15 protein-coding genes and 2 pseudogenes are annotated in these 14519 nt (G+C 69.5%); 6 read left to right on the forward strand and 11 right to left on the reverse strand.

Annotated elements, in window-relative coordinates:
* Nucleotides 1–2: 2 nt before the first annotated feature.
* The 5 genes and pseudogenes from ABZ909_RS33700 to ABZ909_RS33720 form a co-directional block, all read right to left on the reverse strand.
* Nucleotides 3–824 (reverse strand): annotated as a pseudogene (locus ABZ909_RS33700) (STM4011 family radical SAM protein); the annotation flags it as partial.
* A gap of 6 nt (nt 825–830) precedes the next feature.
* Nucleotides 831–2168: an STM4012 family radical SAM protein gene (locus ABZ909_RS33705; protein ID WP_357007907.1), complete on the reverse strand. Its 1338-nt coding sequence runs from the start codon at nt 2166–2168 to the stop codon at nt 831–833.
* Nucleotides 2165–2998, reverse strand: coding sequence for an STM4013/SEN3800 family hydrolase (locus tag ABZ909_RS33710; protein WP_357007910.1), 834 nt, complete (start codon nt 2996–2998; stop codon nt 2165–2167). Before ABZ909_RS33710 ends, ABZ909_RS33705 begins: the two co-directional genes overlap by 4 nt.
* 10 nt (nt 2999–3008) lie before the next feature.
* Nucleotides 3009–4139, reverse strand: a complete 1131-nt coding sequence (locus ABZ909_RS33715; RefSeq protein ID WP_357007913.1) for an STM4014 family protein — start codon at nt 4137–4139, stop codon at nt 3009–3011.
* The gene (locus ABZ909_RS33720; RefSeq protein ID WP_357007916.1) at nt 4136–5086 is read right to left on the reverse strand and encodes an STM4015 family protein; all 951 of its coding nucleotides are present in this window, start codon (nt 5084–5086) and stop codon (nt 4136–4138) included. The genes ABZ909_RS33715 and ABZ909_RS33720 overlap by 4 nt, the downstream gene beginning before the upstream one ends.
* A gap of 241 nt (nt 5087–5327) precedes the next feature.
* Here ABZ909_RS33720 and ABZ909_RS33725 point away from each other — a divergent pair, with 241 nt between their 5' ends.
* Together ABZ909_RS33725 and ABZ909_RS33730 are read left to right on the forward strand one after the other, a co-directional pair.
* On the forward strand, nt 5328–5645 hold the full coding sequence (locus tag ABZ909_RS33725; RefSeq protein ID WP_357007919.1) for a hypothetical protein: 318 nt from the start codon (nt 5328–5330) through the stop codon (nt 5643–5645).
* 42 nt (nt 5646–5687) lie between these two features.
* Nucleotides 5688–6710 carry a DUF6745 domain-containing protein gene (locus ABZ909_RS33730; protein WP_357007921.1) on the forward strand — a complete coding sequence of 341 codons (1023 nt, stop codon included), beginning with the start codon at nt 5688–5690 and terminating at the stop codon, nt 6708–6710.
* A 142-nt stretch (nt 6711–6852) separates the two neighbouring features.
* On the opposite strand, the gene ABZ909_RS33735 is transcribed toward ABZ909_RS33730, so the two are convergent.
* The 5 genes from ABZ909_RS33735 to ABZ909_RS33755 form a co-directional block, all read right to left on the reverse strand.
* On the reverse strand, nt 6853–7923 hold the full coding sequence (locus ABZ909_RS33735) for an LLM class flavin-dependent oxidoreductase (RefSeq protein ID WP_357007924.1): 1071 nt from the start codon (nt 7921–7923) through the stop codon (nt 6853–6855).
* Nucleotides 7923–8435 carry an SRPBCC family protein gene (locus ABZ909_RS33740; protein ID WP_357007927.1) on the reverse strand — a complete coding sequence of 171 codons (513 nt, stop codon included), beginning with the start codon at nt 8433–8435 and terminating at the stop codon, nt 7923–7925. Before ABZ909_RS33740 ends, ABZ909_RS33735 begins: the two co-directional genes overlap by 1 nt.
* Before the next feature lie 102 nt (nt 8436–8537).
* Nucleotides 8538–9047, reverse strand: a complete 510-nt coding sequence (locus tag ABZ909_RS33745; protein WP_357007929.1) for a helix-turn-helix domain-containing protein — start codon at nt 9045–9047, stop codon at nt 8538–8540.
* A gap of 60 nt (nt 9048–9107) precedes the next feature.
* The gene (locus ABZ909_RS33750; protein ID WP_357007931.1) at nt 9108–9839 is read right to left on the reverse strand and encodes a hypothetical protein; all 732 of its coding nucleotides are present in this window, start codon (nt 9837–9839) and stop codon (nt 9108–9110) included.
* 60 nt (nt 9840–9899) lie between these two features.
* Nucleotides 9900–10634, reverse strand: a complete 735-nt coding sequence (locus ABZ909_RS33755; RefSeq protein WP_357007933.1) for a maleylpyruvate isomerase family mycothiol-dependent enzyme — start codon at nt 10632–10634, stop codon at nt 9900–9902.
* A 314-nt stretch (nt 10635–10948) separates the two neighbouring features.
* Between ABZ909_RS33755 and ABZ909_RS33760 the strand changes: the two genes are divergently transcribed.
* Entirely contained in the window at nt 10949–12079 is a 1131-nt protein-coding gene (locus ABZ909_RS33760; RefSeq protein WP_357007935.1) for an agmatine deiminase family protein, read from the forward strand.
* 104 nt (nt 12080–12183) lie between these two features.
* On the forward strand, nt 12184–12759 hold the full coding sequence (locus tag ABZ909_RS33765; RefSeq protein ID WP_357007938.1) for a TetR/AcrR family transcriptional regulator: 576 nt from the start codon (nt 12184–12186) through the stop codon (nt 12757–12759).
* 47 nt (nt 12760–12806) lie between these two features.
* Here the strand turns inward: ABZ909_RS33765 and ABZ909_RS33770 are convergent, their stop codons facing one another.
* Complete coding sequence (locus ABZ909_RS33770; protein ID WP_357007940.1) at nt 12807–13622, reverse strand: alpha/beta hydrolase; 816 nt, start codon at nt 13620–13622, stop codon at nt 12807–12809.
* Between the two features lie 226 nt (nt 13623–13848).
* On the opposite strand from ABZ909_RS33770, the gene ABZ909_RS33775 reads away from it, so the two are divergent.
* Together ABZ909_RS33775 and ABZ909_RS33780 are read left to right on the forward strand one after the other, a co-directional pair.
* Nucleotides 13849–14178: a metalloregulator ArsR/SmtB family transcription factor gene (locus tag ABZ909_RS33775; RefSeq protein ID WP_357007943.1), complete on the forward strand. Its 330-nt coding sequence runs from the start codon at nt 13849–13851 to the stop codon at nt 14176–14178.
* Between the two features lie 97 nt (nt 14179–14275).
* Nucleotides 14276–14519 (forward strand): annotated as a pseudogene (locus ABZ909_RS33780) (phosphoenolpyruvate carboxykinase); the annotation flags it as partial.

A 14519-nucleotide genomic window follows, 5' to 3' on the forward strand; every position in this document is an offset into this window, starting at 1 on the left:
TCGAGAATGCCGCCAGCGAAGACGTCGTAGAGGGGCAGCGTTTCGAGGTGGACGTAGCCGATGTGGCAGTCGCAGGCCGACAGCGGGCACGGGCGGGGGAGCAGCGCGGCGCGGTAGCTGCCGTCGTAGAGGTTGCCCAGTTCGGTGCGGACGAAATGGCAGCGGCGGACCGTGCCGTCGCCGTCGACCGAGATGACGGATTCGCCGGTGCGGCAGGGGAGTCCGGCGGCGGGATGAGGGTGTCGGCTGTAGGGGAACAGGGGGTCGAGGGCGGTCCACGCGGCGGCGTCCGAATCGGAGAGTGCGTGGCCCTCGGGGGCATTGACCCACAGGTAGACGTGCGAGGGCAGGTCGGCGCGCAGGCGCCGGGCCTCGGGGAGATGCTCGGGGAAGCCGACGATGCCGACGCTGAAACGGATACCGCGCCGGTCCAGGTCGGCGCATTTCGCGGCGAAGCGGTCGTAGGGGGTCTGGCCGGGGTGGTAGGTGCACCACAGGGCGACGGTGTCCGGATGGGCGTCGGCGAGCCAGTCGGTGCGGCAGCTGAGATTGGTCTGGATGGCGACTCGCGCGACATTCGGCAGCCGGGACAGTTCGACGAGCGCGCGCCGGTACCAGGAGCGGACCAGGCCCTCACCCCACGGCGTGAACAGGATCGACAACCGGTCACGGTGCTGATCGGCGACCCAGGCGGTGAAGCGTTCGAGCGCGGCCCGGTCGGCGCGCAGCTGCTCGCGACTGTCGCGGCGCTTGGCGAACGGGCAGTAGGGGCAGTCATAGTCGCAGGAGGACAGCGGGCCACGGTAGAGAATCGTGAGATCCATGTCGGCTCACCGGGGTTCGTAGGCGGCCATGGCGGCGCGCACCGCGGGCGAGAACAGTCGCGGGCCCAGGGCATCGGAGTAGGCCAGGCCCGCGGGCGTCAGGCGTAGTAGCTCCGGGCCGGAATCGGGGTCCAGCCAACCCGATTCGGTGAACTCGGCGAGCTCGGCCGGGTAGTGGTCGGCGGGCTCGCCGCCGAATCGCGTCCGGTAGGCGGCCACCGCCATCCCCTCGGCCCGCAACAGCGATTGCAACAGGTGACGGCGGCGGGCTTCGTCGCCGTCGATCCGGCGACCGACCTCGGCGCGCGTGAAATCGGTTGTCCGCGTATAGGCGTCGATGATGCCGCGGACCTCGCGGGTCTCCACCGCGTAGTCGAACGAATAGTGCAGCCCGGACGTGTAGGACCGGGCACCGCAGCCCAGGCCGATCATTCCGTCGGTCTGGCAGGCGTAATCGTCCGGCGCGGCAGCCGGTGCGTCGATCCGCCGGAACATGCGCATCGACCGCTGCTCGTAGCCGTTTGCCAGTAGCTGGTCGCGGCCAGCCGCGTAGAGCCGCAGGCGCTGCTCGTCCCAGTCCGCGTCGGCGTCCGCGCCGAGCCGCCCGAGCCCGGTCAGCGGCCGGACATACAGTGGGTACAGATACAGCTCCTCGGGCCGCCAGGCCAGCGCCGCGTTCAGCGAGGTCCGCCAGGTCGCCTCGGTCTGCCCCTCGATGCCGTAGATCAGATCGATGTTCAGCACCGGAATCCGCGCCGCCCGAATCGCTTCCAGTGCCGCCTCGACCTCACCGCGCCGCTGCGGCCGCACCGCGGCCCGCGCCTCGGCATCGACGAAACTCTGCACGCCGATGCTCACCCGGGTCGCGCCGCGCTGCGCCAGCACGGCCAGACGGTCCGGGGTCGCGGTTCCGGGTGAGGTCTCCACCGAGAGCGGAATCGCCGGCAGCTCCGCGCCCATCACCGATTCCATGATGTCGCACAGCCGTTCCAGCTCACCGGCGGTCAGGAACGTCGGTGTCCCGCCGCCGAAGGCCGCGGCCGCGAATCGCACGGGTCCGTCGCCCAGCGCGGCCCGCGCCGCCCCGGCCTGCCGCTCCAGCGCGTCGAGATACCGCGTGGTCAGATCCTCCGGCGCGCCCACCCGCGTGAACAGATTGCAGAAGCCACACCGGTATTCGCAGAACGGAATGTGCGCGTACAGCGACAACGCATCCTTCGGCTCCGCCGCCCACAGCTCGCTCAGTAGCGGTCGATCCGCACCGAGCGGCCGGTACGCCGTCTTGTGCGGATATCCGTAGACGTAGCTCTGATACGGTCGCAGCCTGGTGGCAATCGTGGTCATGCGGATCTCTCCAGGAAGAACTGAGCGTAGGGCACCGTCCACACCGTCTCGTGGCCGAGCCGATGCCCGGTGAAACCGCCGTCCCCGTAGGCGGTTCCGTGATCGGAGCACACGATGGCGAAACAGCGGCGACGGCCGGCGGCCGCGGCGAACAGGCCGCCGATGTGCCGGTCCACGTATTCCAGTGCGGCGGCGTGGGTCTCACGCGAGTCGCCCGCCTCCCGCGTCGCGCCCGGGAGATGGAACCAGTTGGGCTGGTGCAGCGCCGACACATTCACGAACAGGAACAGCCGCCGCTCGGCGGGCAGTGCCGCGATCACCTCCTCGGCGCGGGCGATCTGCGCTTCGAATGAGGTCGGCGAGGCCACCGAGAAGTCGCTGTCCCAGTGACTCTCCGCGAACAGCTCGGGCAGCACCGAACCCATCGGCCCACGCTTGTTGAAGAACCCGACACCGCCGATGCACACTGTGTGATATCCGCGCCCGGCCAGCGCCGACACGAAATCCGGTGTGTCATAGACGAAGGTGCGTCCGGCCGTGGTCTCGCTGCCCTCGAATCGCGCGGCGAACAGCCGCGGATGCGGGCCCGGCGTCGCCGGCGTGGGCAGGAATCCGGCGAAGATGGCCTGATGCGAGGCGTAGGTGAAACTGCCCGGCGCATGCCGTTTCTCCCAGCGGCCGCCCGGCAGATGCCGGGCCAGGTTCGGCAGCCGTCCGGCGGCGGCCAGTTCGGCCGCCACATCGAACCGCAGCGTGTCGAGGGTGACCAGCAGCAGGTCGTCGCGGCCGATCACCTCGTTCATATCCGGGTCCGGCGCACAGGTCTCCACGCTCGGAGGCTCAGGCGATGACATGCTGCTCGCTTCCGATCCGGCACAGGATCGCGGCCACCTGCGTGTCGTAGGTGTCTGCGTGCTCGGCACCGCTCCCGTCCAGGCCGCGCAGCCGGGGCAGCAGGTCGCCGAAGGCATTGACCTCGCCGACCGCAAAGCGCCGCCAGCCGGTGGCGGGCAGCAGATCCACACCCACCCGGGAAAATCCTGGGAAGCAGGCGGCGGCGCGCTCACAGATGGCCAGCGCGTCGTCCCAGCTGGCGCCCGCGGCGGTGATGGCCGCACGGGCCTCGGCCAGATCGCCTCGCGCGCCGCCCAAATGGAGATTGGTCATGGGGGAGGCGCTGGTGCGCAGCACCGCGTGGGTGGCCCGCCCGCCCACGACCACCACGCGCAGGTCTGCGCTCCGGCTGTGCTGGGAGGCCTTGGGCAGCCAGCGTTCGATGTGCAGACCGTCCGGCGCCAGAGCATCGACGATGGCCGCGATCTCGGATTCGGTGGTGTACCGGCGGACCCGCAGCGAATTGAACAGCCGCCCATCCGGATCGCGCAGCACCGAGGTGGTCGCCTGGAGCCGGCCGCCACCGGCGGTCTCGACGGCCAGCACCCCCGAGGCCGACGAGCCGTGCGCGAGCTTGACGAATACCCGCGGCAGCCGGTGCGCGGTCATGAGTTCCCGGACATCGTCCCAGCCGCGCACTCGCGTCACGGTCCCCGAGGTCGGTGAGAACGGCACGGGCACACCGGCTTCCCGCAGCACGGCATGGCAGCGGCGCTTGTCGAACAGCACCGCCAGCTCGTCCGGGTCGTCGAGCAGCCGTGCGCCGCTGGCGTGTGCCAGCGCACCGGCCGTCCGCGCGGCCGCGATGAATCGTTCGTACCAGACGGCCGTGCCCTCGACCCGCGTCGCATCCTCGACATCCCGCAGCCGCCGCTCGACCTCGGGATCCTCACCCGGCGAGTCCAACCGCACCAGCTCGCCCGCACCGAATTCGGCGCGCCCGCACAGCACATCCAGCCACGGCACCGCCCGCGCCTCGGCGATCCCGGCCCGCCGCACCGCGTCCTGGAACATGGTCACGCGCCGGTTGCCCGGATTGCCCACCACGGCAAGGCGCGTCGCCCCCGCACCGGTCATTCCGCCACGGCCGTGTAGCGGCGGTCGGCCGGATTCTCTTCGTCGTTCTCGACCTCCGCCTCCGACAGATCCACCGTGACACCCGGCAGCGCCGCGATCAGCCGTGCCCGCAGGGAGGCACTGATGAAGTGGTGGTGCAGATCGAGGGTGTGCAGATGGGTGAGCGGCTGTCCGTGCAGCAGTGCCGTCGCGCCCTCGTCGCCGAGTGTGCCCAGCGACAGGTCCAGGGTCCGCAGGCGCGCCACCACGGGGGCGCCGGCCGCCGCGGCGGCGACCTCGTCCTGAATCTCGCTGTTGCGCAGGCCCAGTGAGGTCAGGTTCGGCAACCGGTCCCCGGACAGCAGCGGGGCCAGATCGGCGACGGTGGCGTCGCCGCCGTAACTGGATACGCCCAGCCACAATTCGAGGTGCTCGAGCGCGGGCAGCGAGCTCGCGCCGATCCCGCGCACCACGTCCCCGCCCAGGCCGCCGGTCTCCACGACCAGCGTGCGGAGTGCCGCGTGCTGGGTCGGCGGGAACGCCAGTTGCTCGCCGCCGCGGATCCGAAGCTCCTCGAGCGCGGGGAAATTGGCCAGCAGCGGCGTGACATCCGACTGCTGGATCCAGGAGATCTCCGCCTCCTCGTAGGTGATCTCGCCGATGAAGACCGCGCGCAGCGCCGGGAACCGCTCCCGCACCCGGATGAGCTCGTCGATCACCAGATCGGAGTTGTGGTCGTAGACCTCGCCCCACTGCCCGATCACCAGCGCCCGCACCCGGGCGGTGTCCACCGCCGCGAGGAAACGCGCGAAGGTCGCCGGCCACTCCTCCGGGGAATCGCCATACGGATCGACGGCGATTCGCCATGCGGCCGCGTCCGGCGCGGGCAGCGCGACTTCCGCCGCGTCCCCGGGGAACTCGACAATGGGAAGGCCGTGGAATTCCTGCAGATGGGTGGAAATGGTCATATGACGGGCTCCGTACGCCAGGGCTGTGATCTGTCCGTGCTGCCCGCCAGTTCTACCAAGACCGCCCGACAGGTCACCAGCGCGGGGCGCGGCCGAGCGCCCTCGGCGCGCCGATCATTCGGCGACAGCGGTGTAGCGATGGTGCGGGGCGTCCGGCGGCCATCGCGAATTGTCGTACCCCATCGCTAGTTTCGAGAGCGAACCGGACGCACGGGGCGCCGGTGCTCACGGGGAGGACGTCATGTTCCGTCAGGGAGATGTGCTGATCATGCCGATCGCCGAGTCGGAGCTGCCGACGCACGTGGTCGAGGCGCCGGCAGAACCGCGGGATACGCGCGGGCGCATGGTGCTCGCGCTGGGGGAGGTGACCGGGCATGCGCACGCGGTGGCCGCGCCCGGGCGGCTACTGCGCTCCGGTGCTCAGCTACTGATGTTCCTGCCCGAGGGCGGGCGCGTGGTGCACGAGGAACACGCGCCGATTCCCCTGCCCAAGGGCTGGTTTCGCGTCATCCGCCAACGGGAGTACTTCCCCGGCGCAGTCCGCATCGTCGCCGACTGAGCCTGCCTGGTGCCGATCCACCTGATAACCAAGGGATTTCATATGCAGCTTCTGGACGAGTGGCGCGCGGTCGCGGTCGCCACCGGACCCGCCGATCGCGCCGCCGCCGAGGAGGCGGCGCGGCGTGCCTATACCAGCGCCGGTATGGCCGCTCCGAGCCGGTATGTTTGGGTGGCTTCACCTTTGGCGGCCGTCGCCGCCGTCCGCGCACTGGACGACCCCGGTCGCAGCGTTCGCGACGAGGTGCGTACCCGGCCCTGGGCGGCTGAACGCGGCCGTGTGCACGACCAGCTCGGCCCCGCAGGCTGGTCGGAACTGTGGAATGCCACCGGCGCTCGCCTGTGGGACGCCACCCGCACCCTCACCGACCGCATCCGCCTCGGCGTCGTGGACGCCGCGGTCGCGGTCGATCCCGCCGACCGGAAGGCACGCGCCAAGGCCGAGCGCGACATCCAGGCCGTCTTCCTCGATGCCGTCCTCGGCCAGCACGACGCCGCCTGGCTGTCCGCCTTCCCCGACAGCGAACGCCTCGCCGGCCTGGCGGGGGTCGCCCGCACTGCGGGCTGGTGGTGGCCCTTCGAGCACGTCATCGTCTTCTGCGAGCGCCCCGACCGCCTGGAACGCGACGAGGCCGGCCGCCTGCACGCCCAGGACGGCCCCGCCCTGGTCTACCCCGACGGTTTCGCCCTGCACGCCTGGCGCGGGATGCCGGTCCCCGCTTCGCTTTTCGACGATCTGGCCACCCTCACCGCCGCTCGCATCCGCACCGAGGAGAACGCCGAACTCCGCCGCGTCATGCTCGAATTCTTCGGCTACGACCGTTATCTCGCCGAATCCGGCGCCCAGCCGGTCCACCGCGACGAGACCGGCATCCTCTGGCGCATCCAACTCCCCGACGACGAGGACGTCGTCATGGTCGAGGTCGTCAACTCCACCCCCGAACCCGACGGCACCCACCGCACCTACTGGCTACGCGTCCCACCCACCACCCGCACCGCGAAAGAGGGCGTCGCCTGGACCTTCACCCTCGACGCCGACACCTACGCCCCCGTCCGCCAGACCTAGTCCGACGGCACCGCGCCCTCGCCGAGCGTCTTCAGCCCGTCGTAGACCACCCCGGCCTGCCCCAGCGCACCATGCAGACCTTGTCCGCGGTCGTGCCCGTCGCGCTGAGCGCATTGTCGATCCGGCCGACGGGCGGCCGAGCTCAGTCGGCGGCCGAGGGCGAGCTGATCGGAGTGTGGTCGAGGTCGGCGATGAGGTCCAGGGCCTGGGCGAGGTTGGACAGCTTGGTGTCGAGGGTGTCGCCCGCGGGGTAGAGGCGGACGGTGTCGACGCCGACGTCGCTCCACGTCCGGAGCCGACGTCGCACCATGTCCGGGGTGCCGATCAAGGTGGTGGCGAGGACCATGTCGTCGGTGACCAGCGCGGTTGCTCCCGCGCGGTCGCCGGCCTGCCAGCGCTGCCGGATCTCGCCGGTGACGTCGGACCAGCCCTGGCGGGCGTAGGCGGCGTTGTAGAAGTTGGTCTTCTCGCTGCCCATACCGCCGATGCTGAAGGCCAGCTCCAGTTTTCGGCCGGCGACGTGGCGGGTGACGGCCTCCTCGTCGTCGAAGAATGCGACCTCCGCGCCCTGGCAGACATCGATGTCGGCACGGGTGCGGCCCGCGGCAGCGAGGCCGGCGTCGAGGTGGTCGAAGTAGGCGTGGGAGCCCTCGGGGACGAAGCTGGTGCCCAGCCAGCCGTCGGCCACCCGGCCGGTGAGCTCGAGCATCCCGGGGGACATGCTGGCGATGTAGATCGGGATGCCGGTGTTGGCTCGGATCGACAGCCGCATCGGTTTGCTGTTGCCGCCCAAGGGGATTCGGATCGTGTCGCCCTGGTAGGAGACCTTCTCGCCGGCCGTGGCCTGCTTGATGACGTCGATGGTCTCGCGCATGCGGGTGAGGGCGCGGGCGAACGGGACGCCGTGCAGCCCTTCCATGACCTGCGGGCCGGAGGAACCCAGGCCGAGCAGGAAGCGGCCCTGGGAGAGTTCGGCCAGGGTGAGGGCGGCCTGGGCGATGGCCACCGGTGACCGGGTGCCGACCTGGATGATGCCGGAGCCCAGCAGGATTCGATCGGTGCGGGCGGCCAGGTAGCCCAGGACCGACGGCGCGTCCGAGCCCCAGGCCTCGGCGACCCAGCAGATATCCAGGCCCATGGTCTCGGCCTCCCGGACGAAGTCGATGACCTGCTGGGCGTCGCGGGAGAGTTCGACGGTGGTGGCGGTGCGCATCAGCGGGCCCCCTCCTCGGCGCGGCGCTTGATGTCGGCGACCACGGCCTGCATGGCGGCCTCGAATTCCCGCATGCGGACGAACACGATCTTCTCCTCTTTCTCGGGCATGGCCTCGATGGCGATGCTCAGCCCGGACCGGCCGGGGCCCATGCGGACCCACTGCCGCAGCGTCGTGCCGCCGGCCGCGGACTCGACGGTGAAACGCCACGTGGCCGAGGGGTTCTCGGGATCACTCACCGCCCAGGCGAAGACCCGCGGCGGATCCCATTCCACGACATGGGAAGTCGTCGACCATTCGCCCAGCGCCTCGTGCCGGCTGGTGCCCACGAAGGTGCTGCCCACGCCGGGCGGGGTGTCCGGCACCCAGTGCGCCGATTGCAGTTCCGCGCTCATCTCCGGCATCAGCTCGATATCCGATACGAGCGCCCACACCGCCTCGGGTGTCGCGTCGATCCAGATCTCGGCCTGCGCCGTCGGTCCATCGGCATACTTCGCGCCGGTCCACTCCATGCGTCACCTCACTGTGAAACTGCTACTGGCTCGATGGTTGCATAGATAGATGATGCAGGTCAACGTATGATTTCCGGGCACTACCCGGAATTGGGACAGCGACTACTTGGTTTCCTGCCGCGCGAACCGCGCCTGGATATCCGGCCGCTCGCGCAGCCGCTCGGGATAGCCGGGGCCCATGCGCAGCCGCGACTCCTCGATCGGCACCGGTTGATCGCAGTGCTCGCACACCACCTTGAGCTGAGTGTCGTGCCCGCACGCGGCGTGGTTCAGGATCACCGGTGGCCCGTCCGCGTCGGCCAGCCAGCGGTCGCCCCACCGCGACATCACCAGCAGCACATCCCAGAAGTCGCGGCCCTTCTCGGTCAGCACGTACTCGTACCAGGTGGGTTCGGTGTGGTACGGCCGCTTTTCGAGCAGCCCCTCCTCGACCAGCCGCTTGAGTCGATCGCTGAGGGTATTGCGGGCGATCCCCAATTCCTGCTGGAACTCGTCGAATCGCCGCACCCCGTAGAAGGCTTCACGCAGCACCAGCGGCGTCCACCAGTCGCCGAGCAGATCCATGGTCCGGGCGACCGAGCAGGGCCACCCCGCGAACGACGTACGCTTCATCCCTCGAGGATACTGGTCTCACCATAGGACCATGCAGATGACAGCGATGCCCTCAGGCGATTACAGCTGGCACGCCAGAGCGGCCGTGCCGGTGCCGTGAACGAATTCGCGATCGCCGTAACGGAGTTGGGCGTCGTTCCAGTCACCGCCGAGTCCGGTCACGAAATTCCGCACCAGATCCTGATCGGCGCGGTCGGCCACCAGCACCAGATCGCCCGATTCGGTGACCGATCCGCCCCCGAGCCGGTCACGCACCTGCGGATCCGCGACCAGGGCATCGTGGAAGCGGGTGCGGTCGATGCCCGGGACGGTGACGGTGAAGCCATTGGCGCGGACGTCGTCGCCGGGCAGGTACTCGAAGGTCAGCACCGATTCCTGGTTGTAGCGCACCCGCAGGTCGTCGGCGACCCAGCACAGATTCTTGAAATCGGTACAGGCCAGCTGAAATTGGCGGGACCGCTCATAGGTGGCCGCCCCCGTGTCCGAGGACCAGAACACCCCATCGAGCAGTTCCGAGCCGACGGGCAGCGCGAGTTCGGTGAGCGCGGTCGCGTCCACCTCCACCTCGAACTGCGACAACCGGTCGCTCAGCCGAAGGTCGGCCGGGTCGGTGATGGTGGCGGTATTGGTGGTGGCGAACAGCTCGGAGGTGGGCTGGGTGGGATTCCCCGGAACGCACGACGCCGGTCCGTATGCCCGCGCGGGCACCGCGGCCGGACCTGTTGCGACAGCCCCGGCGCCGGTGATCACGAGGATGGCGGCCATGGTGGCGGTGATGCGGGCGGTGGTCATAGCTTCCGAGTCTGACCGGCGTCGGGGCCGGGCGGGAGCGAGATGACCGAATTCGGGTGGTCAGATCCAGGCCGGGGCGGGTGGCACGGTGTCGGCGCCCGCGGCGGTGAGGCCGGTTGCGGCGGCGGGGATCCGGCCGCTGAGCCAGCCGAGCAGGTCGGCCTGCGTCCCCGTGATGCCGATCGGCGCCGCGTGCCCGGCGCCTTTCAGCTCCCGGCGGAAATCGCTGTCGGTGGCTCGCAGCCGCAGAGCCGGGCCGTCGGGCGTTCGGCCGGAGAGCGCGTCGGCGATATCGTCGAGAATCCAGCGCGCCGCGGAGTCGGGAATGTCGGAGAACGAATATCCGGCATTCAGGTCGGCGTGGTGAATCTCCAATTCCCGCAACCGCATCGGCACCAGCGTCTCCGGCGTCCGCAATTCCCCGGTGCGCGGCCGGACGGTCCGCTCCCACGCCTCGGGTGGCAGCAGCCGCACCGCGTCGGCGAAACGCTGCGCGCCGGCGGCCACATCGGCCAGTTGTTCGGCCACCGTTCGCGCGGCGCCCGCCTCGATCTCGGCGGCCCGCGCCGCCATGCTCGCGTACTGCGGGGTCTCCACGCCGGTGCGGGCCCAGGTCAGCAGCCGCACCAGGCTGTCCCCGGCCCGGCAGACGTGCGCGATGACATGGCCACGGGTCCACGGCGGGATCAGCGAGTCGCCGCCGATCCGGTCGTCGGTGAGCGTGTCGACCGTCGCGAGGAACCGCTGCGTGGACTCCTCGATCGGTTCCAGCCAGCCCGCGCCCTTGCCTGCCACTACCTGCTTCCCTCCTGTCGTCGATGGTCGTCGGGGCCACCCTAGGGCCTGTTCGGTGGCGAATGGCACTGGCGCGCAAAGATATACGGCTTTCGTCAAACGGCCCCGCCGATCCCGGGTGCGCGCGCCGGGCCCGCCCGTGCCGGGTGACCCGCGTCGCGTCCCTTGACTGAAAATTCAGTCAGGAATACAGTCCTTGGTGCCCGGCTCGGGGTCGTCGTGTGCGGACGGCCGTTCTACCAGCGGGTTCAGCGGATTCAGCGCGCCGGAGAGGGAAACGCCGCGCCGTGCCCCTCATACAAGGAGATTGCGAGATGCAACGACGCCGGTTCATGCGATCCGGGATTTTGACGATGGGCGGGCTGCTGCTCGCGGGCTGCGACGGGCCGATCTCTTCGTGGTTCAGCGGCGACACCTCGTCCTCCGCGCCCAAGGACGGCCGCTCCTGGGTGATGCCCGACGAGGGCGCGCCCCACAAGCGCACCTGGATGGCCTTCGGCGCGAGCGAAGCCATCTGGGGCAGGCAGCTGCTGCCGCAGGTCCGCCAGAACCTGGCCACCATCGCCGCCACCATCTCCCGCTTCGAACCGGTGTCCATGCTGGTGCGCCAGGACGAACTCGACATGGCGCGAAACATGCTGGGCGGCGCGAATGTCGAGCTCATCGTCGCGGACCTCGACGACCTCTGGATGCGCGACACGGGCCCGGTGTTCGTGAAGGGCAACGGCACCAAGGCCGGCATCGACTTCAACTTCAACGGCTGGGGCGGCAAACAGCAGCATCGCCGCGACGCCAAGGTCGCCACCGTCGTCGACGGCCGCGCCGGGGTGGAGACCGTGCATACCGATCTGGTACTCGAGGGCGGCGGTCTCGAGGTGGACGGCGAGGGCACCGCGCTGATCACCGAATCCTGTGTGCTGAACAACAATCGGAATCCGGGCTGGAAGAAGCCCGACGTCGAAGCTGAGCTGGAGCATCTGCTCGGCATCAAGAAGGTGATCTGGCTGCCGGGCATCGCCGGGCACGACATCACCGACGGCCACACCGATTTCTATGCCCGCTTCGCCCGCCCCGGTGTCGTGGTCGCGGGACTCGACAACAACGAGGAGTCCTTCGACTACGACGTGACCCGCCGTCACCTCGACATCCTGCACAATGCGACCGACGCGCAGGGCCGCCCGCTCGAGATCGAAACCCTCGAAGCGCCTTCGGAATTGCGCTACCGGGGCGCGGGCGACGACTTCGCCGCCGGGTACATCAACTTCTACGTCTGCAACGGCGGCGTCATCGCCCCCGAATTCGGTGACCCCGATACCGATTCGGCGGCGCAGTCCACCCTGCAGCGCCTGTTCCCGGATCGGACCGTGGTGCAGATCAATATCGACGCCATAGCGGCCGGTGGTGGTGGCATCCACTGCACCACGCAGCAGGAACCCGTCGACTGAGGTATCCGAGCTCCCGGCGGAGCCTGTGATTCGCTGGGGCGCGGCCGGTTCGGGGACGCCGCCCGTTCCGGACCGGCCGCGCAATCGTTCTAGAGTGAGGAATCGTGTCGGACCGTCAGACCCAGATCCTGGAAGCCGCCGTTCGAGTCATTGCGCAGGACGGAGTCCGCGGGCTGCGGGTCGAGAAACTGGCCGCCGCCGCGGGGGTGTCGACCGCGCTGATCTACTACCACTTCAAGGATCGCGCCGGCATCCTGCGCGCGGCCCTCGAGCACATCAATCACCGGGCGGAGTCCTACACCGACCCCGCCTTCGCCGGCCTCGAGGACCCGCGCGCGCAGGTCGAGCGGATGCTGCTGCTGGAACTGCAGGACACCGACGAGGTCCGCGAGAACAGCGTCGCGTGGGGTGAACTGCGCGCCAGCGCGGCCTTCGATCCCGCACTGCGCGAACCACTCCGGGCCACCACCGAATCCTGGAACTCCGACGTGGAGACGCTCATCCTGCACGGTCAGGAAACCGGTTCCATCCCACTGGATCTCGACGCCGCGGCCGTCGCGGAACGCCTCACCGCCCTGGTCGAGGGTCTGAGCGAGCGCTGGCACAGCGGCTCGCTCACCCTCGACCGGGCCCGCACCCTGCTCGCCGGCGCGATCGCCGCCGAACTCGGTGCGCCCTAGCGCTGTCCGGTTCCTTATCGCGGGGCGGGATGGGAATCCGCTGGGGCTCAGGCGTTCCCGTTGGTGAGGAAGTCGATGATGGTGCGGTTGACCTCCTCGGGGCGTTCCAGATACCCGTAGTGGCCGCACTTCTCGATCTCGACGAAGCGCGCGCCCGGAATCGCCGCGGCCACCTCACGGCCGAAAACCGGTGGCAGCATACGGTCGTCGGCGAATCCGACGACCAGGCTGGGGATGGTGATCCGGGCGTACTCGGCGAGCCGATTGCCCGAGCGGTCCATGCGCATCTGGGCCAGCACCCCCGGCGCGGGCTCCGTCGCGCTCGCCGAGTACTCGAAGATGTCGAGCCACTGCTGGGCCTGGTCGTCGGCCTCGAGGGTGTGCGGGGAGAGGTTCAGCATCGCCTTGACGGCCGCCGCGTACTCCGGCGGCAGTTTCACGCCCTGCTCGTGCAAGGCCTGCTCGCCGCGGCTCAACGTGCTCGCCAGCGGATGCGGCCGTCCGGTGGTGGCCAGCATGACCGCCTTGCGCACCAGCTCCGGCCGCGCCAGCGCGAGCTCCTGCGTGACGCGCGCACCCAGGGATGTGCCCACCACATGCGCTGGGCCGCCGAGATGTTCGATGAGCGCCGCGGTATCCGCGACCAGGTCCTCGATGCGCATGCCGTACGCGCTCTCCTCCGAGGGCGCGATGCCGCGATTATCGAAGGTGACGACCCGGAAACCCGACTTCACCAGTGCCGGAACCTGATACGTGCGCCACACCCGGCCCGGGCTGCCGGTGCCCATGACCAGCACGACCAGTGGCCCGCTTCCGGTGACGTCGTAGTTGAGTCGGATGCCGTTCAAGGTGGCGAGGGGCACGGTTGGTCTTCCTGGTAAGCGGTCCGGCGAACGACCGAACGTACCATGCATGCGGGATCTCATTATTCCGCAGAACAGTTCATCCCTGGCTGACATACGCGGCCGCCGCGCGCCCGTGCCACGCCGGGGCACTTGGGCCTTGATTGGCCTGGTTGCTAAACTCTGCAATTGCCGGGTGGGTCATGCGCAGGGATGATCCGCCGCCAGTGGAAGGAGTGGCTCGCAGATGCCAGGAATGCAACGGCCGCTCTATCAGATGAAAGCGGACTTCTTCAAAACACTGGGCCACCCCGTGCGTATCCGGGTGCTCGAACTGCTCAGTCAGCGGGAGCACGCGGTCTCGGAGATGCTCACCGAAATCGGGGTGGAGGCCGCGAATCTGTCCCAGCAGCTGTCCATTCTGCGACGGGCCGGTCTGGTCACCGCCCGCCGTGAGGGGCTCTCGGTCACCTACGCGCTGACCTCGCCGCAGGTCGCCGAACTGCTCGCGGTGGCCCGCGCGATTCTCACCGGAGTGGTCTCCGGCCAGGCCGAGGCGCTCGGACAGCCCGCCTAACGAGCATCTCCGGCACCCGTCCGGCGGCCCCGCCCGGACCACTGATTGCGTGTTTTCTAAACTAAAAACCTAGTTGTTTCCTCCAGAGAGGCTCGCCGTGCTCGAACGTCCCCTCACCACTGTCGTCGCCACGCCGACCGACGATCCCGGCATCCTGGCCTGGGTCGCGGAGATCGCCGAGTTGACCGCGCCCGAGCGCATCGTCTACTGCGACGGGTCCCGCGACGAGTGGGACCGGCTCACCGGCGTTCTGGTGGACAAGGGCACTTTCGTGCCGCTGCCGGCCAAGCCGAACTCGTTCTGGTGCGTCTCCGATCCCGACGATGTGGCCCGGGTCGAAG

The organism is Nocardia sp. NPDC046763, assembly GCF_040645495.1.
Lineage (GTDB): Bacteria > Actinomycetota > Actinomycetes > Mycobacteriales > Mycobacteriaceae > Nocardia.

What these genes read in the sequence shown, in the direction of transcription:
- ABZ909_RS33740 (WP_357007927.1), bottom strand. Translation starts at nt 8,435, where the DNA reads ATGGAGTGGACCGGCGCGAAGTATGCCGATGGACCGACGGCGCAGGCC.
- ABZ909_RS33735 (WP_357007924.1), bottom strand. Translation starts at nt 7,923, where the DNA reads ATGCGCACCGCCACCACCGTCGAACTCTCCCGCGACGCCCAGCAGGTC.
- ABZ909_RS33750 (WP_357007931.1), bottom strand. Translation starts at nt 9,839, where the DNA reads ATGACCACCGCCCGCATCACCGCCACCATGGCCGCCATCCTCGTGATC.
- ABZ909_RS33705 (WP_357007907.1), bottom strand. Translation starts at nt 2,168, where the DNA reads ATGACCACGATTGCCACCAGGCTGCGACCGTATCAGAGCTACGTCTAC.
- ABZ909_RS33745 (WP_357007929.1), bottom strand. Translation starts at nt 9,047, where the DNA reads ATGAAGCGTACGTCGTTCGCGGGGTGGCCCTGCTCGGTCGCCCGGACC.
- ABZ909_RS33715 (WP_357007913.1), bottom strand. Translation starts at nt 4,139, where the DNA reads ATGACCGGTGCGGGGGCGACGCGCCTTGCCGTGGTGGGCAATCCGGGC.
- ABZ909_RS33760 (WP_357007935.1), top strand. Translation starts at nt 10,949, where the DNA reads ATGCAACGACGCCGGTTCATGCGATCCGGGATTTTGACGATGGGCGGG.
- ABZ909_RS33730 (WP_357007921.1), top strand. Translation starts at nt 5,688, where the DNA reads ATGCAGCTTCTGGACGAGTGGCGCGCGGTCGCGGTCGCCACCGGACCC.
- ABZ909_RS33725 (WP_357007919.1), top strand. Translation starts at nt 5,328, where the DNA reads ATGTTCCGTCAGGGAGATGTGCTGATCATGCCGATCGCCGAGTCGGAG.
- ABZ909_RS33775 (WP_357007943.1), top strand. Translation starts at nt 13,849, where the DNA reads ATGCCAGGAATGCAACGGCCGCTCTATCAGATGAAAGCGGACTTCTTC.
- ABZ909_RS33720 (WP_357007916.1), bottom strand. Translation starts at nt 5,086, where the DNA reads ATGACCATTTCCACCCATCTGCAGGAATTCCACGGCCTTCCCATTGTC.